Annotated in this window: 20 protein-coding genes, 1 pseudogene and 1 riboswitch; of the genes and pseudogenes, 13 read left to right on the plus strand and 8 right to left on the minus strand. The window is 73.2% G+C overall.

What is annotated here, in order from left to right; all coding sequences use genetic code 11:
- The gene (locus ACZ7HT_RS33940; RefSeq protein ID WP_471173155.1) at positions 1-1,083 is read left to right on the plus strand and encodes a hypothetical protein; all 1,083 of its coding nucleotides are present in this window, start codon (positions 1-3) and stop codon (positions 1,081-1,083) included.
- Here ACZ7HT_RS33940 and ACZ7HT_RS33945 read toward each other — a convergent pair.
- A complete protein-coding gene (locus ACZ7HT_RS33945) occupies positions 1,077-1,805 on the minus strand; it encodes an isocitrate lyase/PEP mutase family protein (RefSeq protein ID WP_471173157.1) in 729 nt (242 codons plus the stop codon). The two genes, ACZ7HT_RS33940 and ACZ7HT_RS33945, sit on opposite strands and share 7 nt — an antisense overlap.
- A complete protein-coding gene (locus tag ACZ7HT_RS33950) occupies positions 1,802-2,302 on the minus strand; it encodes a carboxymuconolactone decarboxylase family protein (RefSeq protein ID WP_471173159.1) in 501 nt (166 codons plus the stop codon). Before ACZ7HT_RS33950 ends, ACZ7HT_RS33945 begins: the two co-directional genes overlap by 4 nt.
- 47 nt (positions 2,303-2,349) lie before the next feature.
- Here ACZ7HT_RS33950 and pdxR point away from each other — a divergent pair, with 47 nt between their 5' ends.
- A complete protein-coding gene (pdxR, locus tag ACZ7HT_RS33955) occupies positions 2,350-3,777 on the plus strand; it encodes a MocR-like pyridoxine biosynthesis transcription factor PdxR (RefSeq protein ID WP_471173161.1) in 1,428 nt (475 codons plus the stop codon).
- Here pdxR and ACZ7HT_RS33960 read toward each other — a convergent pair.
- Positions 3,774-4,616, minus strand: a complete 843-nt coding sequence (locus tag ACZ7HT_RS33960) for a hypothetical protein (RefSeq protein ID WP_471173187.1) — start codon at positions 4,614-4,616, stop codon at positions 3,774-3,776. The genes pdxR and ACZ7HT_RS33960 overlap by 4 nt on opposite strands.
- A 132-nt stretch (positions 4,617-4,748) precedes the next feature.
- On the opposite strand from ACZ7HT_RS33960, the gene ACZ7HT_RS33965 reads away from it, so the two are divergent.
- The gene (locus ACZ7HT_RS33965; RefSeq protein ID WP_471173163.1) at positions 4,749-5,045 is read left to right on the plus strand and encodes a hypothetical protein; all 297 of its coding nucleotides are present in this window, start codon (positions 4,749-4,751) and stop codon (positions 5,043-5,045) included.
- An 18-nt stretch (positions 5,046-5,063) separates the two neighbouring features.
- Positions 5,064-6,248, plus strand: a complete 1,185-nt coding sequence (locus ACZ7HT_RS33970; protein ID WP_471173164.1) for a glutathionylspermidine synthase family protein — start codon at positions 5,064-5,066, stop codon at positions 6,246-6,248.
- A gap of 3 nt (positions 6,249-6,251) precedes the next feature.
- Here the strand turns inward: ACZ7HT_RS33970 and ACZ7HT_RS33975 are convergent, their stop codons facing one another.
- The gene (locus tag ACZ7HT_RS33975) at positions 6,252-6,947 is read right to left on the minus strand and encodes a polysaccharide deacetylase family protein (protein ID WP_471173166.1); all 696 of its coding nucleotides are present in this window, start codon (positions 6,945-6,947) and stop codon (positions 6,252-6,254) included.
- A gap of 136 nt (positions 6,948-7,083) precedes the next feature.
- Entirely contained in the window at positions 7,084-8,289 is a 1,206-nt protein-coding gene (gene rocD / locus ACZ7HT_RS33980) for an ornithine--oxo-acid transaminase (RefSeq protein ID WP_471173168.1), read from the minus strand.
- A 156-nt stretch (positions 8,290-8,445) separates the two neighbouring features.
- Positions 8,446-8,536: riboswitch (ZMP/ZTP riboswitch) on the plus strand.
- A 64-nt stretch (positions 8,537-8,600) separates the two neighbouring features.
- Between rocD and ACZ7HT_RS33985 the strand changes: the two genes are divergently transcribed.
- From ACZ7HT_RS33985 to ACZ7HT_RS33995, 3 genes are all read left to right on the plus strand, one after another.
- Positions 8,601-9,869, plus strand: coding sequence for a serine hydroxymethyltransferase (locus ACZ7HT_RS33985; RefSeq protein ID WP_471173169.1), 1,269 nt, complete (start codon positions 8,601-8,603; stop codon positions 9,867-9,869).
- A 94-nt stretch (positions 9,870-9,963) separates the two neighbouring features.
- Complete coding sequence (trpS, locus tag ACZ7HT_RS33990) at positions 9,964-10,977, plus strand: tryptophan--tRNA ligase (RefSeq protein ID WP_471173171.1); 1,014 nt, start codon at positions 9,964-9,966, stop codon at positions 10,975-10,977.
- 113 nt (positions 10,978-11,090) lie between these two features.
- On the plus strand, positions 11,091-11,681 hold the full coding sequence (locus tag ACZ7HT_RS33995) for a 2'-5' RNA ligase family protein (RefSeq protein WP_471173173.1): 591 nt from the start codon (positions 11,091-11,093) through the stop codon (positions 11,679-11,681).
- Positions 11,682-11,705: 24 nt separating this feature from the next.
- Here ACZ7HT_RS33995 and ACZ7HT_RS34000 read toward each other — a convergent pair whose 3' ends face one another.
- On the minus strand, positions 11,706-12,461 hold the full coding sequence (locus ACZ7HT_RS34000; RefSeq protein ID WP_471173175.1) for a decaprenylphospho-beta-D-erythro-pentofuranosid-2-ulose 2-reductase: 756 nt from the start codon (positions 12,459-12,461) through the stop codon (positions 11,706-11,708).
- 17 nt (positions 12,462-12,478) lie between these two features.
- Positions 12,479-13,855 (minus strand): FAD-binding protein, encoded by a 1,377-nt coding sequence (locus ACZ7HT_RS34005; RefSeq protein ID WP_471173177.1) that lies wholly within the window; start codon positions 13,853-13,855, stop codon positions 12,479-12,481.
- A gap of 383 nt (positions 13,856-14,238) precedes the next feature.
- Here ACZ7HT_RS34005 and ACZ7HT_RS34010 point away from each other — a divergent pair, with 383 nt between their 5' ends.
- From ACZ7HT_RS34010 to ACZ7HT_RS34020, 3 genes are all read left to right on the plus strand, one after another.
- Positions 14,239-14,799 (plus strand): phosphatase PAP2 family protein, encoded by a 561-nt coding sequence (locus ACZ7HT_RS34010; protein ID WP_471173179.1) that lies wholly within the window; start codon positions 14,239-14,241, stop codon positions 14,797-14,799.
- Between the two features lie 23 nt (positions 14,800-14,822).
- The gene (locus ACZ7HT_RS34015) at positions 14,823-15,746 is read left to right on the plus strand and encodes a decaprenyl-phosphate phosphoribosyltransferase (protein ID WP_471173188.1); all 924 of its coding nucleotides are present in this window, start codon (positions 14,823-14,825) and stop codon (positions 15,744-15,746) included.
- Positions 15,747-15,821: 75 nt separating this feature from the next.
- Positions 15,822-16,799: a YihY/virulence factor BrkB family protein gene (locus ACZ7HT_RS34020; protein ID WP_471173190.1), complete on the plus strand. Its 978-nt coding sequence runs from the start codon at positions 15,822-15,824 to the stop codon at positions 16,797-16,799.
- A gap of 289 nt (positions 16,800-17,088) precedes the next feature.
- On the opposite strand, the pseudogene ACZ7HT_RS34025 reads toward ACZ7HT_RS34020, so the two are convergent.
- Positions 17,089-18,153 (minus strand): annotated as a pseudogene (locus tag ACZ7HT_RS34025) (D-alanyl-D-alanine carboxypeptidase); the annotation flags it as partial.
- Between ACZ7HT_RS34025 and ACZ7HT_RS34030 the strand changes: the two are divergent.
- From ACZ7HT_RS34030 to ACZ7HT_RS34040, 3 genes are all read left to right on the plus strand, one after another.
- Positions 18,092-18,337: an SCO4848 family membrane protein gene (locus ACZ7HT_RS34030; protein WP_471173181.1), complete on the plus strand. Its 246-nt coding sequence runs from the start codon at positions 18,092-18,094 to the stop codon at positions 18,335-18,337. The pseudogene ACZ7HT_RS34025 and the gene ACZ7HT_RS34030 sit on opposite strands and share 62 nt — an antisense overlap.
- An 18-nt stretch (positions 18,338-18,355) precedes the next feature.
- The gene (locus tag ACZ7HT_RS34035; RefSeq protein WP_471173182.1) at positions 18,356-19,588 is read left to right on the plus strand and encodes a metallophosphoesterase; all 1,233 of its coding nucleotides are present in this window, start codon (positions 18,356-18,358) and stop codon (positions 19,586-19,588) included.
- A 194-nt stretch (positions 19,589-19,782) separates the two neighbouring features.
- Complete coding sequence (locus tag ACZ7HT_RS34040) at positions 19,783-21,336, plus strand: ABC transporter substrate-binding protein (RefSeq protein ID WP_471173183.1); 1,554 nt, start codon at positions 19,783-19,785, stop codon at positions 21,334-21,336.
- Positions 21,337-21,427 lie beyond the last annotated feature (91 nt).

Genomic DNA, 21,427 nt, shown 5'->3' on the forward strand with positions numbered 1-21,427 from the left:
ATGACCGGCAAGGCCCGCTGGAACGACGAGACGCAGAGCTGGGAGACCGAACCGACTCCGGGGCCGGTGGCCCCGGGGCCTGTGGTCCCGCCGCCCGTGGTCCCGCCGCCGGTGGTGCCGGGGCCCGAGGTCCCGACGCACGTCGTCCCGCCGCCGGTGGTTCCGGCGCCCGTGGTCCCGGGGCCTGTGGCCTCGGCGCCCCTGGTTCCGGCGCCCGTGGTCCCGGGGCCTGTGGCCTCGGCGCCCCTGGTTCCGGCGCCCGTGGCCTCGCTGCCCGTGGTCCCGCCGCACGTGGTCCCGGACGGCGCCGGGCCCGTGGCCCCTCCGCCGCCTCCGCCTCCGGCCTACGCCCCGGAGTTCGTCCACGACGCCGTTGGCCGGCAGTACCCCGCGCCGCCCGTCCCGGAGGCCCGGCCCAGGCCGTGGGTGGTGCTGGTGGCCGGGGTGGCGGGGGCCGTCCTGGCCGGCGGTTCCGTGGCGGCCTGGATGGTCTGGGGCGAGGGAGGCGGCGGGAAGGACCCGGCGGCCGGGCCTCCGGCCTCCGTCTCGGCCACCGCCACCCCCACGGCCTCGGAGTCTCCGTCCGAGACCCCCTCGGAGACCCCGTCGCCCTCCGCCACGCCCCTCGACGACGTCCCCCCGCCGGGCTACCGCGCCCAGCGGGACCTCAAGGGCTTCACCATCGCCGTTCCCGAGGGCTGGAACCGCACCGAGAACGAGCAGGGCGTGTTCTTCAACGCGCCCGACGGGCGGAGCCTGATCCAGGTCTTCGTCATCGAGGGCGCGGGCATGACGCCGTACGACGCGCTGCGCGGGGCCTCCGAGGACGGGCGGACCAACAAGCCGGGGTACTCCGAGATCAGCCTCGGGCGGGTCTCCGAGGCCGGTGCGCCCGCCGACTCCGCCGAGCTCGTGTACGCGTACGACCGCGAGGGCGGCCGCCGCAAGGTCGTCGACCGCGCCTTCACGGCCCCGGACGGCAACCAGTACGCGATCCTGGCCGCCGGCCCGGAGACCGACTGGCCCGGGCAGCGCGAACGGCTCCGCGTGGCCCTGGAGTTCTTCCGCCCCGGGGCCTACTGAGCCCGCACCTCGGCCGCCAGGTCCGCGAGCCCGCGCAGGGACCGGAGCAGCAGGCCGGGGCCGAAGGTGAGGCGGGTCGCGCCCAGGCGGCCGAGCTCGGCGAAGGACGGGCCGTCCGGGAGGGCCAGGGCGTTCAGCGGCAGGTCGCCGAGGGCCGCCCGCAGGCCCGGCAGGTCGGCGGGCGGGGCCATGATCGGGTACACGCAGTCCGCGCCCGCCTCCGCGTAGCGGCGGGCGCGGGCGACCGCGTCCCCGGCCGGGTCGGCGACGTCCTTGCGGAGGTACGTGTCGACGCGCGCGTTCACGAAGAGCCCGGGCCCGGCAGCCGCCCGTACCTCCGCCAGCCACTCCGCGTGCGCCCCGGGGTCCTTGAGCCCGCCCGCGGGGTCGCCGTCCTCCAGGTTCACGCCGACCGCGCCGGTCTCCCGCACCCGCTCGACGAGTTCGGCGGCGGACAGCCCGTAGCCGCCCTCCAGGTCCGCGGTGACCGGGACGGACACGGCCCGGACGATGCGCGCCACGGCGGCGAACATCTCCTCGGCGGGCGTCGCCCCGTCCTCGTACCCGAGGGAGGCGGCGATGCCCGCGCTCGGGGTGGCGAGGGCCGGGAAGCCGGCCTCCTCGAAGGTGCGGGCGCTCGCCGCGTCCCACGGGCCCGGCAGCACGAGCGGCCGGTCCGCGGGCGTGCCCCGGTGCAGGGCCCGCAGCTCCTCGGCGCTCACGACGCCGACTTCGGGGTGTAGTGGCCGGGCGTCATTCGGGTGGTGACGCCGATCCGGTTCCAGGCGTTGATCGTGACGATCGCGGCGATGACCCGCGCGAGTTCGGTCTCGTCGAAGTGCTCGGCGGCCCGCGCGTACACCTCGTCGGGCACGAAGCCGTCGGTGAGGACGGTGACGGCCTCGGTCAGCGCGAACGCGGCGAGTTCGCGCTCGGTGTAGAAGTGCCGGGACTCCTCCCAGGCGGCGAGCTGCACGATCCGCTCGATGCTCTCGCCCTCGGCCAGCGCGTCCTTGCTGTGCATGTCGATGCAGAAGGCGCAGCGGTTGACCTGCGAGGCCCGGAGCTTGATCAGGTGGTACAGCGTCGGGTCGATGTCCTTCGCGGCCGCGGTCTCCAGGCGGAGCATCGCCCGGTAGAACTCGGGGACGTGCTCGGCGAGCGGGAGGCGGGGGGCGTGCTCGTGGGCGTACACGGCGGTGCTGGTCGTGGTCGTCATGCCCTCCACCGTACGAGCCGGATGGCGCAGGAGTATGGTCCATTTCCATGGCGAACGAGTGGTCCACTTTCGGGGCCGACCTCCATCTGGAACTCCGCGGCACCCGGCTCCGCACCGGCCTGATGGACGCCCTGCGGGAGGCGGTCCGCAGCGGGCGCCTGGAGGCCGGCACCCGGCTGCCGTCCTCCCGCTCGCTCGCCGCCGACCTCGGCATGGCCCGCAACACCGTCGCCGACGCCTACGCGGAACTGGTCGCCGAGGGCTGGCTCACCGCCCGACAGGGCTCCGGCACCCGCGTCGCCCGCCGCGCCACGCCCCGGACACCGGCGCCGTCCACCTCGTCCACCCCGCCGCCCCCGCATCCCGGCACCGGCCGGGCCCGCCCCGGCGCGCCCGTGCACAACCTGCAGTCCGGCACCCCCGACCTCGCCTCCTTCCCCCGCGCCGAGTGGCTCAAGGCGTACCGCCGGGCCCTCACCGACGCCCCCAACGAGGCCTTCGGGTACGGCGATCCGCGCGGCCGCCCCGAACTGCGCACCGCCCTCGCCGAGTACCTCGCCCGCGCCCGGGGCGTGCACGCCCGGCCCGAGCGGATCGTGATCTGCGCGGGCTTCGTGCACGGCCTGACCCTGATCGGCGACGTGCTGCGGGCCCGGGGCGTCCGGGACGTGGCCGTCGAGTCGTACGGACTCTGGCTGCACGACGGCCTCCTGCGCCGGGCCGGACTCGACACCCCCGCCCTGTCCTTCGACGAGCGCGGCACGCGCACCGACGAGCTGTCCGGGCTCGACGGGTGCGGGGCCGTCCTCATGACGGCCGCCCACCAGTACCCCCTTGGCGGCGCCCTGCCCCCGGACCGCAGGGCGGCGGTCGTCGACTGGGCGCGGGCCTCCGGCGGCTTCGTCCTGGAGGACGACTACGACGGGGAGTTCCGCTACGACCGGCAGCCGGTCGGCGCGCTCCAGGGCCTCGACCCCGAGCGCGTCGTCTACTTCGGAACCGCGAGCAAGTCCCTCGCGCCCGGGCTCCGCCTCGCCTGGATGGTCCTGCCGCAGGACCTGGCCGAGGAGGTCGCGGCGGCGAAGGGGGTCGTGGACTGGTCGTCGAGCGCGCCGGACCAGCTGGCGTTCGCCGAGTACCTGCGCTCGGGGGCGTACGACCGGCATGTGCGGGCGATGCGGCTGCGCTACCGGCGGCGCCGCGACCAGCTGGTGGAGGCCGTCGCCGCGCACTCGCCCGAGACCCGGGTCAGCGGCATCGCGGCCGGCCTCCACGCCGTCCTCGCCCTGCCGCCCGGCACCGAGCAGGCCACCCTGCGGGCCGCCGCCTGGCGCGGCCTGGCCGTCCAGGGCGTCAACCGGTTCCGCCGCCCCACGGTGCCGCCCACCCTCGACGGCCTCGTCGTCGGCTACGCCACACCCCCGGACAGCGGCTGGCAGGGCGCGCTCCAGGCCCTGTGCGGGGTGCTGCCCTAGAGCGGCGGTGCCGCCGGCTCCCGGGCAGGCTCCGGGGCCGGTGCCTCGCCGAAGCGGGCCAGGGTCAGGGAGCCCGCCACCGCCACGGCGAAGCCGAGGATCGCCAGCCAGTCGAGCCCCTCCCGCGTACGGTCCCCGAGCCAGGCCACCCCGACGATCGCGGGTCCGATCGTCTCGCCGAGCACCGCGCCCGCCGTCGCCGTCGTCACCGAGCCGCGCTGGAGCGCCGAGGTCAGCAGCATGAACGCGGCCCCGCCGCCGACGAGGAGCGCGTACCAGACGGGGTCGGTGAAGTCGATGCCGTCGATCAGCCGGACCGCGATCTCCACCACCCCGAAGCCGAACCCCGCCCCGAGGCCGAGGACGAGGGCACGGGACCGCTCCGGCAGCCGCCCCGCCACGACGCCGAGCAGCAGCACGCCGAAGGAGATCCCGAGCAGCGCCCAGCGCAGCGCCTCCGAGCCGTCCCGGTGGCCCTCCTTGCCGGAGGCGAGCGCCAGCATCGCGAGCCCCGCGCAGACGACGGCCACGGCCCACCACTCCACCCGGCTCAGCCGCACGTCCAGGACGCGGGAGGCGATGACCGCCGTGACCGCCAGACTCGCGGCGAGGGCCGCGCCCACCACGTAGATGGGCAGCGTCCGCAGTGCCACGATCTGCAGCACGAAGCCCAGTCCGTCCGCGCCGAGGCCGGCGAGATAGCGCCACTGCCGCAGGGCCCGCCACATCAGCGCGACGTCGACGCCACTGCCCGTTCCGGGCTCGGCGGCGCGGGCCGCCATCGCCTGGAGGACCGAGGCCGCGCCGAAGCAGACGGACGAGGCGAGCGCGCAAATCATCCCGAGGAGCACGAAAGGACTCTAGATCCTGAGGCCGGAAATCACCGGCCTACACTGTGCGGTCGCGAAGGACGTGACGCGGTGAAGACGTGACGCGTGAAGGCGTGACGCGGTGAAGGGGAGGCGGCGGACATGCGCAGGCTGAGGTCGAGCACGGTGGTGCTCGGCGGGATGGGTGTGCTCGCGGCGACGATCACCGCGTGCGGTTCGGAGCCGGACCGGCGGTGTGTGGACCCGCTGACCCGGGAGGAGCTGCCCAGCTACCGCTGCGAGAGCGGCGGAGGCGGCGACGACGACAACGGCAGCACCGCCCGCGGCCAGTACTACTACGGCGGTTCCGTCCGCGACAGGCGCGTCAGCGGCGGCAGCTTCGACAAGACCGCCGTCGACACCGGCGGCTTCGGCTGCTCGGGCACCGGCGGCGGCTGAGGCGGGCCGGGACACACCATGGAACGGCACACCATCGAGCCCCGGCCCGGCTGGCAGCAGACCGTCGAGGAGCAGGGTCTCGTCTATCCGCTGACCCGCCACCCGGACGGTTCGCTGCGCCCGTACTGGGACGAGAGCGCGTACTACTCCTTCTCGCTGCCCGAGGTCGAGGCCCTGGAGGAGGTCGTCGAGGAGCTGCACGCGCTGTGCCTGGCGGCGGCCGCGCACATCGTCGAGCACGACCGCTTCGCCGAGCTCGGGATCACCGACCCGAGGCTGGCGGGGCTCGTCGCCGAGTCCTGGCGGCGGCGGGCCGAGCTCCCCTCCCTGTACGGCCGCTTCGACCTGCGCTACGACGGCACGGGCCCGGCGAAGATGCTGGAGTACAACGCCGACACCCCGACCTCCCTGGTGGAGGCCGCGAGCCCGCAGTGGTTCTGGATGGAGGAGCGGTTCCCCGGCGCCGACCAGTGGAACTCCCTCCACGAGCGGCTCGTCGACGCCTGGCGGCGCCAGGCCCCGCTGCTTCCGCCCGGTCCCGTCCACTTCGCCCACTCGGACGGCGACGAGCTCGGCGAGGACCTGATGACGGTCGCGTACCTGCGCGAGACCGCCCAGCAGGCTGGGCTCGACACGGAGATGCTCTCCGTGGAGCGGATCGGCTGGGACCGGCTCTCGCGCCGCTTCGTGGACGACCGGCTCCGCTTCCTCCGCAGCTGCTTCAAGCTCTACCCGTGGGAGTGGCTGACCACCGACCGCTTCGGCCCGCACGTCCTGGACACCCTCGACAACGGCGGCGGCACCGGCACCACCTGCTGGATCGAACCCGCCTGGAAGATGCTGCTCTCCAACAAGGCGCTCCTCGCGATCCTGTGGGAGCTGAACCCGGGCCACCCGAACCTGCTGCCCGCCTACCTCGACGGCCCGCGCGAACTCGCCTCCACGACCGGCTGGGTCGCCAAGCCGCTGCTCGGCCGCGAGGGCGCGGGTGTCACCCTGCACGAGGCCGGCACGGAGCCGTTCGTACGGGACGGGGAGGCCTGCTGCTACCAGGAGCTGGCCCCGCTGCCCGACTTCGACGGCAACCGGGTGGTGCTCGGCGCGTGGGTCGTCGAGGACGAGGCGGCGGGGCTCGGGATCCGGGAGTCGGCGGGGCTCGTCACCGACGAGTACGCCCGCTTCCTCCCGCACGTGATCCTTTAGGGCCTACTCGGGGACGTAGTCCCGCAGCGGCGCGGGCGTGAGACCGGCGGCCTCGGCCGCGTCCAGGGCCCGCTGGAGGTCCTGCGTCACCGTCTCGTTGAAGTGCAGCAGGATGATGTCGCCGGCCTTCGGCGACGGGGTCGGCGGGGTCCACTGGCCCCAGGTCGTGAGGTCGTACGTCCAGGTCACCAGGGCCTTCGCCCCGCAGGCGCGGGCGGTGGTCCGGGTGGTCGCGTCGTACGTGCCGTACGGCGGGCGCAGCAGCCGCGGCCCGTCGCCGAACTCCGCGAGGTGCCGGTCGCGGGCCCCGCAGACCTCCGCCTTCTGCCCGGCGGCGTCGAGGGTGGTCAGGTCGGGGTGGCCGACGGTGTGGTTCTCGACGCGGGAGCGGCCCTGGTCGAGCAGGGTGTGGAAGTAGCCGGAGTCGTACGAGTACGCCCCCGGGAGCAGGAAGAGCGAGGCGGGCACCCGGCGGTCGAGCAGCAGTTTCGCGGCCGCCGGGTCGTGGTACCAGCCGTCGTCGATGGTGATGAAGACGACCGGGTCGGTGGTCTCGACGTGCGAGACCACCGGGACGGGCTCGGGCCAGGCGCCCTCCGGGGCGGCGTGCGCGGGTCCGGCGACCGCGCCGAGGAGCGCGAGCGGGACGAGGGCGGCGAGCGCGGCACGCACGGCGTGACGCAGACGGAGTCTCGGCATGGCGGCATCATTGGCCTAGACCAAGTGCCGTGTCAATGCGCCGAGTTGAGCCCCCTCCTGTCGCTCGCCGCCCTCTGGAAACGGACCCGAGCGGTCCGGACCGGACCGCTCGCCGCCCTCTCCCCAGCTGACCCCGTCAGTCCGAGAGCACCCCCCTCAGCTGCTCCAGGCCCCAGTCCAGGTCCTCCTTCGAGATGACCAGCGGCGGAGCGATCCGGATCGTCGAACCGTGCGTGTCCTTCACCAGGACCCCGCGCGCCATCAGCTTCTCCGAGATCTCCCGGCCCGTGCCCTTCGACGGCACGATGTCCACCCCGGCCCAGAGACCGCGCCCGCGCACCGCCTCCACCGCGCCGCCGCCCACGAGCAGCCCCAGCTCCGCGTGCAGGTGCTCGCCCAGCTCCGCCGCCCGCTCCTGGAACTCGCCCGTCCGCAGCATCGCGATCACCTCCAGGGCCACCGCGCACGCCAGCGGGTTCCCGCCGAACGTCGACCCGTGCTCCCCCGGCCGGAACACCCCGAGGACGTCACGGTCGGCCACCACCGCCGACACCGGCACCACGCCGCCGCCCAGCGCCTTCCCCAGGATGTACACGTCCGGCACCACCCCCTCGTGCTCGCACGCGAACGTCCGTCCCGTCCGGCCCAGACCCGACTGGATCTCGTCCGCCATGAACAGCACGTTCCGCCGCCGGGTCAGCTCCCGCACCCCCGCCAGATAGCCGGCCGGCGGGACCAGGACCCCCGCCTCGCCCTGGATCGGTTCGAGCAGCACCGCCACCGTGTTCTCGGTGACCGCCGCCTCCATCGCCGTCAGGTCCCCGTACGGCACGATCTCGAACCCCGGCGTGTAGGGCCCGAAGTGGTCCCGCGCCTCGTGGTCCGTCGAGAAGCTCACGATCGTCGTCGTCCGGCCGTGGAAGTTGTTCGCGGCGACCACGATCTTCGCGTGCCCGTCCGGCACGCCCTTCACCTCGTACCCCCACTTCCGGGCGGTCTTCACGGCCGTCTCGACCGCCTCCGCCCCCGTGTTCATCGGCAGCACCGCCTCCTTGCCGCACAGCTCCGCAAGGCGCGTGCAGAACTCGGCGAAGCGGTCGTGGTGGAAGGCGCGCGAGGTCAGCGTCACCCGCTCCAGCTGCGCCTTCGCCGCGTCGATCAGACGCCGGTTGCCGTGCCCGAAGTTGAGCGCCGAGTACCCGGCGAGCATGTCGAGGTAGCGACGGCCCTCGACATCGGTCATCCAGGCGCCGTCCGCCGAGGCGACGACGACCGGAAGGGGGTGGTAGTTGTGTGCGCTGTGCGCGTCCGCGGAAGCGATCGCGTCTTCTGTCCTCGACACGGGATCTCCGTTCGTCCTGCGGATCGGGGGTGACCCAGGGGCTGTGGCCCCCTTCTTATCGTCGCTCGGATGCCGGGCAGGGAAACCTCGGCGACGGCGCGCCCGCCGAGCGGGTGCCTGGTCGGCCAGGCTGGACCAGGCACCCGATACTGTGGAAACACGCACGGCGACTGGCGTACGGGGAAGCGACCCCGGGGGAGCCGCGCGCGCTCCACCACACGAGGTGCCGCTCGCCTGGGCATCACGGGCCCCCGGTCCCGTGCGCACCTCAGCCCCGGGACCGTTCCACCGCACGCCCGGAGGACCGCACCATGACCGCCCCGCAGCAGCACCCCGCCCTCGCCGCAGCCGACCCCGAGCTCGCCGCCCTCGTCGGCGCCGAGGAACGGCTCCAGGCCGAGACCCTGCGCCTCATCCCCAGCGAGAACTACGCTTCCGCCGCCGTCCTCGAAGCCTCCGGCACCGTCCTCCAGAACAAGTACAGCGAGGGCTACCCCGGCCGCCGCTACTACGAGGGCCAGCAGAACATCGACCAGGTCGAGACCCTCGCGATCGAGCGCGCCAAGGCCCTCTTCGGCGTCGACCACGCCAACGTCCAGCCCTACTCCGGCTCCCCGGCCAACCTCGCCGTCTACCTCGCCTTCGCGAAGCCCGGCGACACCGTCATGGGCATGGCCCTGCCCATGGGCGGCCACCTCACCCACGGCTGGGGCGTCTCCGCCACCGGCAGCTGGTTCCGGGGCGTGCAGTACGGCGTACGCAAGGACGACGGCCTCATCGACTTCGACCAGGTCCGCGACCTCGCCCTCAAGGAACGCCCGAAGGTCATCTTCTGCGGCGGCACCGCGCTGCCCCGCACCATCGACTTCGCCGCCTTCGGCGAGATCGCCCGCGAGTCCGGCGCCGTCCTCGTCGCCGACATCGCCCACATCGCCGGCCTGATCGCGGGCGGCGCCCACCCCTCCCCGGTCGGGCACGTGGACGTCATCTCCACCACCACCCACAAGACCCTCCGCGGCCCGCGCGGTGCCATGCTGATGTCCCGCGAGGAGCACGCCAAGGCCCTCGACAAGGCCGTCTTCCCCGGCCTCCAGGGCGGCCCGCACAACCAGACCACCGCCGCCATCGCCGTCGCCCTCCGCGAGGCCTCCCAGCCCGCCTTCCGCGACTACGCCCACGCCGTCGTCGCCAACGCCAAGGCCCTCGCCGAGGCACTCCTCGCCCGCGGCTTCGACCTCGTCTCCGGCGGCACCGACAACCACCTGATCCTGATCGACCTCACCTCCCGGCAGGTCCCGGGCAAGATCGCCGCGAAGGCCCTCGACCGGGCCGGGATCGTCGTCAACTACAACACCGTCCCGTACGACCCGCGGAAGCCCTTCGACCCCTCCGGCATCCGCATCGGCACCCCCTCCCTCACCTCCCGCGGCCTCACCCCGGACCACATGGCCGAGGTCGCCGCGTGGATCGACCGCGCCGTCACCGCCGCCGGCACCGGCGACGAGGACACCCTCGCCGCCGTCCGCGCCGAGGTCGCCGCCCTCATGGCCGCCTACCCGGCCCCGGGCCTCCCGGTCTGATCCCGGGACGTGTGGTCCTCGTCTCACCGGCTGTCGGTGAGACGGGGACACCGGCGGGCCGGGAACCGCCCGCACACCTGAGACAATGATGTGCATGGCCTCTGACAGTCCCCGTGTGCTCTCCGGAATCCAGCCCACCGCAGGCTCGTTCCACCTCGGCAACTACCTCGGCGCCGTCCGCCAGTGGGTCGCCCTGCAGGAGACCCACGACGCGTTCTACATGGTCGTCGACCTGCACGCGATCACGGTCCCGCAGGACCCCGCCGCGCTGCGCGCCAACACCCGGCTCGCCGCCGCCCAGCTGCTCGCCGCCGGTCTCGACCCGGAGCGCTGCACCCTCTTCATCCAGAGCCACGTCCCCGAGCACGCTCAGCTCGCCTGGGTCATGAACTGCCTCACCGGCTTCGGCGAGGCGTCCCGCATGACCCAGTTCAAGGACAAGTCCGCGAAGCAGGGCGCCGGCAACGCGAGCGTCGGCCTCTTCACGTACCCGATCCTCCAGGTCGCGGACATCCTGCTCTACCAGGCCCACGAGGTCCCGGTCGGCGAGGACCAGCGCCAGCACATCGAGCTGACCCGCGACCTCGCGGAGCGCTTCAACGGCCGCTTCGGCGAGACGTTCACGATCCCCAAGCCGTACATCCTCAAGGAGACGGGGAAGATCTTCGACCTCCAGGACCCGACGATCAAGATGAGCAAGTCGGCGTCCACGCCGAAGGGCCTCATCAACCTCCTGGACGACCCGAAGGTCACCGCGAAGAAGGTCAAGAGCGCCGTCACCGACACCGACACGGTGATCCGCTTCGACCCGGAGAACAAGGCCGGCGTCTCCAACCTGCTCAGCATCATGTCCACGCTCACCTCCACGTCCGTGGAGGACCTGGAGAAGAGCTACGAGGGCAAGATGTACGGCGCCCTGAAGACGGATCTCGCCGAGGTCATGGTGGACTTCGTCACGCCGTTCCGGGACCGCACCCAGGAATACCTGGACGACCCGGAGACGCTGGACTCGGTCCTGGCCAAGGGAGCCGAGAAGGCCCGCGCGGTCGCCGCGGAGACGCTGGCGCAGACCTACGAGCGCATCGGCTTCCTGCCCGCGAAGCACTGAGACGGCACGGAGACGGCACCGAGTCCGAGGACCCTGGCCGAAAGGGTGGTGCAGGCCGCACACTGGCGCTGCACCACCCGTACACATCTCGACGGACGACGGAGGAGAACGACGTGGGGACCGTAACGCTCGGCGTTTCGATCGCGGTCCCGGAGCCCTACGGCAGCCTGCTCCAGGAGCGGCGCGCCGGCTTCGGGGACCCGGCCGCGTACGGCATCCCCACGCACGTCACCCTGGTCCCGCCGACCGAGGTCCCCGAGGAGCGGCTGCCGGAGATCGAGGCGCACCTCGCGGGCGTCGCCGCCGACCACCAGCCGTTCCCGGTGCGGCTCGAGGGCACCGGCACCTTCCGTCCGCTCTCCCCGGTCGTCTTCGTGACCCTTGCGGCGGGCGTGCCCTGCTGCAACCGGCTCCAGGAGCTGATCAGGGACGAGGCCGGCCCCCTCGCGCGCGACCTCCAGTTCCCGTACCACCCGCACGTCACCGTGGCGCACGGCATCTCCGAGGAGGGGATGGACCGGGCGTTCGAGGAGCTCGCCGGCTTCGAGGCGGCCTGGACCTGCCGCTCCTTCGCGCTGTACGAGCAGGGCCCGGACGGCGTGTGGCGGAAGCTGTACGACTACGAGTTCGGCAGCGGCCGCCCCATCTCGGCGGTCCCGGCGCAGGGCGGCAGCCCGGTGGACACGCCCGCGCCGACGGCGTAGGGCCCGTCCGACGGGAGCCGTACGTCACATCGGCAGGCGCCGGAACAGCGGCCTCGGCACGTGCCGTACCGCGCTCATCACCATCCGCAGCGCCCCCGGCACCCACACCGTCTCCGAGCGCCGCCGCAGCCCCAGTTCGATCGCGCCCGCGACCGCCTCCGGGGTCGTCGCGAGCGGCGCCTCCGCGAGCCCGGCCGTCATCTTCGACCGTACGAACCCGGGCCGTACGACCATGACGTGCACGCCCGTGCCGTGCAGCGCGTCCCCGAGGCCCTGCGCGAAGGCGTCGAGGCCCGCCTTCGACGAGCCGTAGATGAAGTTGGCGCGGCGCGCCCGCTCGCCCGCCACCGACGACAGCACCACCAGCGAACCGTGCCCCTGCGCCTGGAGCGCGCCCGCGCACACCAGACCGGCCGAGACGGCGCCCGTGTAGTTGGTCTGCGCGACCCGGACGGCGGCGACCGGATCGGACTCGTCGCGCGCCTGGTCGCCGAGGACCCCGAAGGCGAGCAGCACCATGTCGATGTCGCCCTCCGTGAAGACCTTCCCGAGCCGCTCCTCGTGCGACTCGGTGTCGAGCGCGTCGAAGGGCACGGTGCGCACGTCCGCCCCGAGCGCGCGCAGCGAGTCCGCGGCGGCCGTCAGCGCGGGGGAGGGCCGGCCGGCCAGCCAGACCACACGGGTGCGGCGCGCGATCAGCCGCCGTGCGGTGGCGAGCCCGATCTCGGAGGTGCCGCCGAGGACGAGCAGGGACTGCGGGGCACCGAAGGCGTCCTTCACGGGAACTCCTGGAGCATCTAGAGACGGAGACGGCGGGCGAGGTCCGAGGTGAGGACGGACCGGGGGTCGAGCGCCGCGCGCAGCGCCCGGAACTCGTCGAGCCGCGGGTACATCGCGGCGAGGACCTCCGGCCGGACCCGGGAGTCCTTGGCGAGGTAGACCCGGCCGCCGGCGCTCACGACCTCCTCGTCGAGCGCGTCGAGGAAGCGGCCGAGGCCGGGGAGTCCGGTGGGGAGGTCGAGGGCGAGGGTCCAGCCGGGGAGGGGGAAGGACAGCCAGCCCGGATCGCCGGCGCCGAAGCGCTTCAGGACGGCGAGGAAGGACGGGCAGCCCCGGTCCGCGATCCGGCGCACGATCCGCCGGAGGGTCTCCTCCCGCCCGTACGGGACGACGAACTGGTACTGGACGAAGCCCCCGGGCCCGTAGATCCGGTTCCAGTGCGGGACGCCGTCGAGGGGGTGGAAGAAGGACGGCAGCGACTGGAGGCGGCCGGTGGCGGTGCGGGGGGCCGAGCGGTACCAGAGTTCGTTGAAGAGCCCGACGGACGTGCGGCCGAGCAGCCCGCCGGGGACGTGCCGCGGCGGCGCGGGCAGCCGCCCCGGCCGGAAGGCGAGCGGTGCGCGGCGGGCCCGGTGGCGGCGGGGCAGCGCGTCGTACGGGGCGTGGTCGCCGCGCGTCAGGACGGCGCGGCCGGTGGCGGCGCCCCGGGCGAGCAGGTCGATCCAGGCGACGGAGTAGCGGTACCGGTGGTCGCCGTCGGTGAGCCGGGCCATCAGCTCGTCGAGGCCGGGGACGCGCTCCGTGTCCACGCGCATCAGGGAGGTCTCGACGGGCAGCAGCCGCAGGGTGGCGGAGAGGATCACGCCGGTCAGGCCCATGCCGCCGGTGGTCGCGTCGAAGAGCGGGGTCCCGGGCAGCACGGTCCGGATCTCGCCGTCGGCGGTGAGGAGTTCGAGCGCGGTCACGTGCCGGCCGAAGGAGCCCGAGACGTGGTGGTTCTTGCCGTGGATGTCGGCGCCGATCGCGCCGCCGACGGTCACGTACCGGGTGCCGGGGGTGACCGGGACGAACCAGCCGAGGGGCAGCAGCGCCTCCATCAGCCGGTGCAGGCTGACGCCCGCCTCGCAGACGACGAGCCCGGCGGTCGTGTCGACGGCCAGGATCCGGTCGAGGCCCGTCATGTCGAGGACGGTGCCGCCGGCGTTCTGCGCGGCGTCGCCGTACGCCCGGCCGAGACCGCGGGCGACGGCGCCCCGGGGGCCCGCGCCGAGCACCGCCTCGACGGCCTCGGCGCGCCCACGGGGCCGGTGCACGCGCGCGAGGGTGGGGGCGGTGCGGCCCCAGCCGGTGATCGCTTCGCAGTCGTCGTCCAGGACGCGGGTCTCGACAGCCATGGGGGTGACCGTATAGCCGGGTCTGCGGCTTATGCGGGTATTGCGGAGCGGTTCGTGCGGTTCGTCGAAATGGGTGATTAAAGGAGTGTCATACAAGAGTCCTGGCCTCCTCGGCGGCCGGCCCGCGCCAGAGTCGCGAGTGACCGACCCGAACGGCGAGCCCCGAAGGGGGACGAACACGGATGCGCGAGCCGACCCTGCCCGCACCCGAACGACCCGACACGAAGGACTACGCCCCGCCGGGCACGACCGGCGCCGACAGCCTCCGGCCGCCTGCCCCGCCTGCCCCGCCTGCCCCGCCTGCCCCGCCTGCCCCGCCTGCCCCGCCTGCCCCGCCTGCCCCGCCCGCCACGACCGGCGCCGCCCACCGCCCGCTGCCCGGCATGTCTGGCGCCGACCGCCGCCGCCCGCCCGCCCCGCCCCGCACCCCCGGCGCCGACCACCGTCTCCTCGCCCTCCTCCGCTCCTGCGGGCGCCGCCCCGGCGTGGCCCTCGTCGCCCGTTGGCTCTCCCACAGCGGTGAGCACGGGGCCCTCTGGCTCGGGGCCGGGCTCCTCGCCGCCGCCGTCGACCGGCCGCGGCGCGACCGGTGGCTGCGGGGCACCGCCCTGATCACCGCCTCGCACCTCGCCAGCATGGGCGTCAAGCGGCTCGTACGGCGCCCCCGGCCGGCCCCGGAGACGTACGAGCCCCTCGTCCGCACCGCCGGCCGGCACTCCTTCCCCAGCTCCCACGCCACCTCCGCCGCCGCCGCGGTCGTCGTCTTCGGCGCACTCCACCCGGCCGCCGGCCGGCTCGCCGCCCCGCCGGCCCTCGCGATGTGCCTCTCCCGGCTCGTCGTCGGCGTCCACTACCCGAGCGACGTCGCCGCCGGCGCCCTCCTCGGCGCCGCCACGGCCGCCGCGGGCCGCTCCCTCCTCACGCGCGCGGAGGTCGGCCCGTGACCGGGCGGGGCGGCGGGACCGCCGTGCTCGCCGCGACCGCCGCCGTACCGGACACGCCCGCGCGTGCGCACGGCGGGCGGGCGCTCGGGCTGCTCAGGACCGCCCGGCCCCGCCAGTGGGTCAAGAACGTCCTCGTCCTCGCCGCCCCCGCCGCCGCCGGGCGGCTCGGCTCCTGGCAGACCGGGGCCCGACTCGCCCTGGTCTTCGCCCTGTTCACGGCCGCCGCCTCCGCCGTCTACCTCCTCAACGACGCCCGCGACGCCGAGGCCGACCGCGCCCACCCCGCCAAGTGCCGCCGCCCCGTGGCCTCGGGGCAGGTGTCCACCGCCCTCGCCACCGGCACCGGGATCCTCCTCGCCCTCGGCTCCGCCACCGCCGCCGCGCTCCTGTGCGGCCCGCTGACGGCCGCGCTGCTCGCCGCGTACCTCGCCATACAGGTCGCGTACTGCGTCCGCCTCAAACACGTCCTCGTCGTCGACCTCGCCGTCGTCGCCACCGGCTTCCTGATGCGGGCGATGATCGGCGGGGTCGCGCTCGGCATCCCGCTCTCCCGCTGGTTCCTCATCACGACCGGCTTCGGCGCGCTCTTCATGGTCGCCGCCAAGCGGTACTCCGAGGCCGTCCAGATGGAGGGCGCCGAGGGCGCCACGCGCGCACTGCTCACCCAGTACACGACGGGCTACCTGCGGTTCGTCTGGCAGCTCGCGGCCGGCACCGCCGTCCTCGGCTACTGCCTGTGGGCCCTGGAAGCCGGCCCGGCGGCGACCTCCCTGCCGTGGCGTCAGCTCTCCGTCGTCGCCTTCGTCCTCGGGGTCCTGCGGTACGCGGTCTTCGCCGACCGGGGCACGGCCGGCGCGCCCGAGGACGTCGTCCTGCGCGACCGGCCGCTCGCCGTCATCGGCCTGGCATGGGTCGCGCTGTACGGGATGTCGGTCGCGGGTCTCTGAGCCCCGGCGGGGGATTCTCGTACGGGGTGATCCGACGGCCGGGTGATCCGACGGCGCGAGGAGTGGACGTACGACATGGACTGGCTGACCAGACTCCCCGTCATCGGCCCGTGGGTCGCCCGCCTCATGCGGACCCACGGCTGGCACGCGTACGAGACCCTCGACGAGGCGCACTGGACGCGGCTCGCCGCCGCGATCACCTTCATCTCCTTCATCGCCCTGTTCCCGCTGATCACGGTCGCCGCCGCGATCGGCGCCGCGCTCCTCAGCAAGGACCAGCTCGACAAGATCGAGAACAAGATCGCCGACCAGGTGCCCGGCATCTCCGACCAGCTCGACATCGGCGGACTCGTCGCCAACGCCGGGACCGTCGGACTCGTCGCCGGCGCCGTCCTGCTGCTCACCGGCATCAGCTGGATCGGCTCCATGCGGGAGTGCCTGCGCGCGGTCTGGGGCCTCGACCCCGTCGAGGGCAATCCGGTCCTGCTCAAGGGCAAGGACGCGCTGATCCTCGTCGGCCTCGGCGGTGTCGCGCTCGCCTCGCTCGCCGCGTCCTGGCTCGGCTCCACCGCGGTGGGCTGGAGCGCCGACCGCCTCGGCATCTCCGGCGAGGGGGCGGGCGGCTACCTGCTCCAGGCAGCGGCCGTCGCCGTCGCCGTCGCCGCCGACTTCCTGATCCTGCTGTACGTGCTGACGCTGCTGCCGGGCGTCGAACCGCGCCGCCGGGACCTCGTGGTGGCGGCCCTGATGGGCGCGGTCGGCTTTGAACTGCTGAAGCTGCTGCTCGGCGGCTACATGAAGGGGGTCGCGGCGAAGTCGATGTACGGGGCGTTCGGCGTGCCGGTGGCCCTGCTCCTCTGGATCAACTTCACCGCGAAACTGCTGCTGTTCTGCGCGGCGTGGACGGCTACGGAGTCACGCCGGCGGAGTCCTTCGACCCAGGAGCCTCAGGAGTCCCAAGAGTCTCAGAAGCCTCCTGAGGCTCCTGGGACTCCGAAGCCGACGAACGGCGACGACGCGCCGCCGACGCGGCCAGCGGCCAGCGGCGGTTGACGAGGAAGACGCCCGCGGCGAGCAGGACGAGGACACCGCCGGCGATGGCCAGCGCGATCCCGACCCCGCCGGACTTCTCGGCGGCGTGGGCGGCCGCGTGGACCGGCTCCTGCGGGTGGTTCTTGCCGGGCGCGGGAACGGTGCCGGTGGTGGGCGTGGTGCGGGCCGAGCGGGGCGGCACGAGTTCGCCCACGGGCGTCACCTTCCCGGAGGCGGCGAAGCCCCAGTCGAGCAGCCGGGCGGCCTCCCGGTAGACGGCGTGCTGCTCGTTCGAGGAGGGGTTCATGACGGTGACGAGCAGGACCCGGCCGTTGCGCTCGGCGACGCCGGTGAAGGTGGCGCCCGCGTGCGTGGTGTTGCCGTTCTTGACGCCGGCGATGCCCGGGTACGGGGCGACGCCGATGTCCCCGGTGAGGAGCCGGTTGGTGTTCTGGATCTCGAAGGTCTCGCGCTTCTTGCCCGGCTTGGCCTCGCCGGGGAAGGCGGCGCGGGACGTGGCGGCGTACGTCCGGAAGTCCGGGTTCTGCATGCCGTGGCGGGCGATCAGCGTCAGGTCGTACGCGGAGGAGACCTGGAGCGGGGCGTCGTAGCCGTCCGGGGAGACGACGTGGGTGTCGAGCGCCTGGAGCTCGGCGGCCTGGTCGTTCATGTCGGCCACGGTCTGCTGGAGACCGCCGTTCATGCTGGTCAGCACGTGCACGGCGTCGTTGCCGGAGCGGAGGAACACGCCGAGCCACAGGTCGCGGACGCTGTAGCTCTGCTTCTCCTTGATGCCGACGAGGCTGGAGCCGGCGCCGATGCCGGCCAGGTCCTGGTTGGTGACCAGGTGGTTCTGCGTCTTGTTGGCGAACTTCGGCAGCAGGGTGTCCGCGAAGAGCATCTTGAGCGTGGAGGCCGGGGCGAGCCGCCAGTGCGCGTTGTGCGAGGCGAGGATCTGCCCGCTCTCCGCGTCCGCGACGATCCAGGAACGACCGGACAGCTCCTTCGGCAGCACCGGCGCCCCGGCCCCGAGCTGCACCTGCGTCCCCGGCCTGCTGAGCAGGGCCCCGCCGACCTTGGACATCACGGCGGGAGGCTTGGGCTGCTTGTCCTTCTCGTCCGCATGGGCGGCGGGCGCGGCGGTCACGAACGGCAGGAACACGGCAGCGGCGACCGCCCAAGCGGTCTTCTTCGAAGCAGACACGATCGAGAACGTACAGGTACGCACAACCGATCCGAACCCCGGCAGGCGGTTCGCCCGCACCCGTCCACCCGGACGCGGAGCCCGGGAGGCCGACGGTGATACTGGGGCCATGAAGCTCAGCCGCCGCGTCTCCTGGTTCCTGCTCGCGTTCGGAGTGTGGAGCTGGGTCATCTGGGTCACCTTCGCTAAGAACCTATGGAAGGACGGGAGCGGCCTCGCCTTCGACGACGCCGGCGCCCCGACGGCCTACTTCTGGGTTCATCTGCTGCTCGCCGTCACGTCCTTTGTCCTGGGGACGGTGATCGGCGTCATCGGGTTGCGTGGGGTCCGCGCCGCGCGCCGCGCGGACGCCTAGAAGAGGGGTTCCGGCGGCGTGGTCGTCTTTCTGCTGGTCCTGGTCGTGGTGCTCGCGCTGCTCGGTGGTGTGCACCGGTACGTGTGGCGGCGGCTCGTGCGGGACGTCACGGTGGCCGGGAGCCTCGCGCGCCGGGTCGGGACGGTCGCCGTCGTGGTGCTGCCGCTGCTCTCGATCGCGGCCCTGGTCTCCTCGCGGGCGGGCGCGCCCTTCGTGCTCCAGCAGGTGGTCGCCTGGCCGGGCTTCCTCTGGCTCGCCGTGCTCCTGTACCTCGTCATGGCCCTGGTGGTGGGCGAGGCCGTCCGGCCGCTCCTCCGTGCGTGGACGGGCCGCCGCGACGCTGCCGCCGCACCGCAGGAGGCCGTGACCGCGCCCGCCGCCGAGCCGGCGGAGCCCGTAGCCGTATCCGCGCCCGCGTCCGACCTCCCCCGCCGGCTCTTCGTCTCCCGGGTCGTCGCGGGGTCCGCTGCCGCCGTTGCCGTCGGGACCGTCGGGTACGGGACGTACGGGGTGCTGAGGGGGCCGCGGGTCAAGCGGGTCACCGTGCCGCTCGCCAAGATCCCGCGGGCCGCGCACGGGTACCGGATCGCCGTCGTGTCCGACATCCACCTCGGGCCGATCCTCGGTCGCGCCCACACCCAGCGGATCGTGGACACCATCAACGCCGCCCAGCCCGATCTGATCGCCGTCGTCGGCGACCTCGTCGACGGGACCGTCGAGAACCTCGGGCCGGCCGCCGAGCCGCTCGCCCGGCTGCGTGCCCGGCACGGCTCCTTCTTCGTGACCGGGAACCACGAGTACTTCTCGGGCGCCGACGCCTGGGTCGACCACGTCCGCGAGCTGGGGCTGCACCCGCTGCGCAACGCGCGCGTGGAGGTCCCGGCCGGTTTCGACCTCGCCGGTGTCGACGACGTCGCCGGGGAGAGCATCGGCGAGGGCCCCGACTTCGCGCGGGCCCTCGGCGACCGCGACCGGTCCCGTGCCGCCGTGCTCCTCGCGCACCAGCCGGTCGTCATCCACGACGCCGTACGGCACGGTGTGGATCTCCAGCTGTCCGGGCACACCCACGGCGGTCAGCTCTGGCCCGGGAACCACCTCGCCGAGCTGGCCAACCCGACCGTGGCCGGTCTTGAGCGGTACGGGGACACCCAGCTGTACGTCTCGCGGGGCGCCGGCGCCTGGGGACCCCCGGTCCGGGTCGGGGCGCCCTCCGACATCACGATCGTCGAACTCGCCTCGAAACAGGCGTGATCGGTGGTTGTCACTCCCCGCAAACCTACTGATACGTGCTGCTCATCGACTTAAATTCTCATATCCCGGACATATACCTGTCGTGTGAAAGTTTCCTCTTCCCACTGTGAAAGCCGTGTGATGGGATGCAGCCATCGCGGCGTTTTCCGGGGGCCGTCGCATCAGGGGTGGTACCAAAAAAAGGAAGCACGGCAATGCGGTCGACGGTCCGTCTGCGGATCCTCATCACTTGTGGAGTATTGGTGGCCGCCGGAGTGGGGGGCTGGCAACTGCTGCCCTCCGACGGCGAGCGGACCGATCCCATCACCGTCGGCACGACCGACGAGGTGACGTCACTGGACCCGGCCGGCGCCTACGACGCCGGTTCCTGGGCCATGTACAGCAACGTCTTCCAGTCGCTGCTGACCTTCAAGCCGGGTCTCAGCCAGCCGGTCCCGGACGCCGCCGAGAGCTGCAAGTTCGTGGGCACCAAGCTCACCACGTACCAGTGCACGGTCCGCGACGACCTCACGTTCTCCAACGGGCGCAAGATCACCGCCGAGGACGTCAAGTACTCCTTCGAGCGGATGCTGCGCATCAAGTCGGACGTCGGCCCGCAGCCGCTCTTCCCGACCCTGAAGAACGTCTCCGCCGAGGGCCAGACCGTCACGTTCCACCTGAGCGGCCGTGACGCCACGTTCCCGCTGAAGGTGGCCACGGGCGCGGGCTCGATCGTGGACAAGGACCACTACCCGGCCGACAAGCTGCGCGAGGGCACCGCGGTCGACGGCTCGGGGCCGTACCTCCTCAAGGAGTACAAGACCGGCCAGTCCGCGCGCCTTGAGCCCAACCCGAACTACCGGGGCGCCGTCACCAAGGCCGGTCACACGGTCCTCGTGAAGTACTTCACCCAGTCCGAGGACCTCGCCAAGGCCTTCAAGGCGAAGGACGTCCAGGTCGCGCACCGGCAGCTCCCGCCGAGCTTCATCGCGTCCCTGGACACCAAGGACGGGACCCGGGTCACCGAGGCGGAGAGCGCCGAGATCCGCAACCTCAACTTCAACGTCCGGTCCGGCTCGCCCATGGCCGACAAGGCCGTGCGGCAGGCCGTCGCCGCGGTCATCGACCGCCCGGCGATCACCGAGGGCGCCTACAAGGGCACGGTCGAGCCGCTCTACTCCCTCGTCCCGCAGGGCTTCGTCGGCCACAGCACCGCCTTCTACGACGTCTACCCGGAGCCGAGCGCGAAGAAGGCCAAGTCGCTCCTGAGGGACGCCGGGATCAAGACGCCGGTGCAGTTCACCTACGGCTTCCGCAAGGACGCCACGTACGCCGCCGAGGCCGCCGAGATCAAGAGGCAGCTGGAGGCGACCGGCCTGTTCAAGGTGAAGGTCGTCGAGGCCGACTGGCAGAGCTTCCAGAAGGGGTACGCGAAGGGCAGCTACGACGTCTACCCCGTCGGCTGGCTCCCCGACTTCCCCGACTCCGACAGCTTCACGGCGCCGCTCGTCGGCACCAAGAACACCCTGCACAACGGCTTCTCCAGCAAGAAGATCGACGACCTGATCGCCTCGACGCAGCAGTACAGCGACCGTGGCCGGGCGACGGGCGACTTCAAGGAGATCCAGAACGAGGTCGCCGCCGACGTGCCGCTGGTCCCGCTGTGGCAGAAGACGGACTACGTCCTCTCCACGGACCAGGTCGCCGGCTCCCAGTACCTGACGGACGGCACGGGCATCTGGCGCCTGTGGGAGCTCAGCTGGATCTAGGTGTATTGACCCGCAGGGTTGTTGACGCGGCTGATGGGCGGGTGTCCGTCGAGTGCGGTGTGGCAGCGGTGGTGGTTGTAGGTGTGGAGGA

The sequence above is a fragment of the Streptomyces sp. NPDC037410 genome (genome assembly GCF_055602235.1).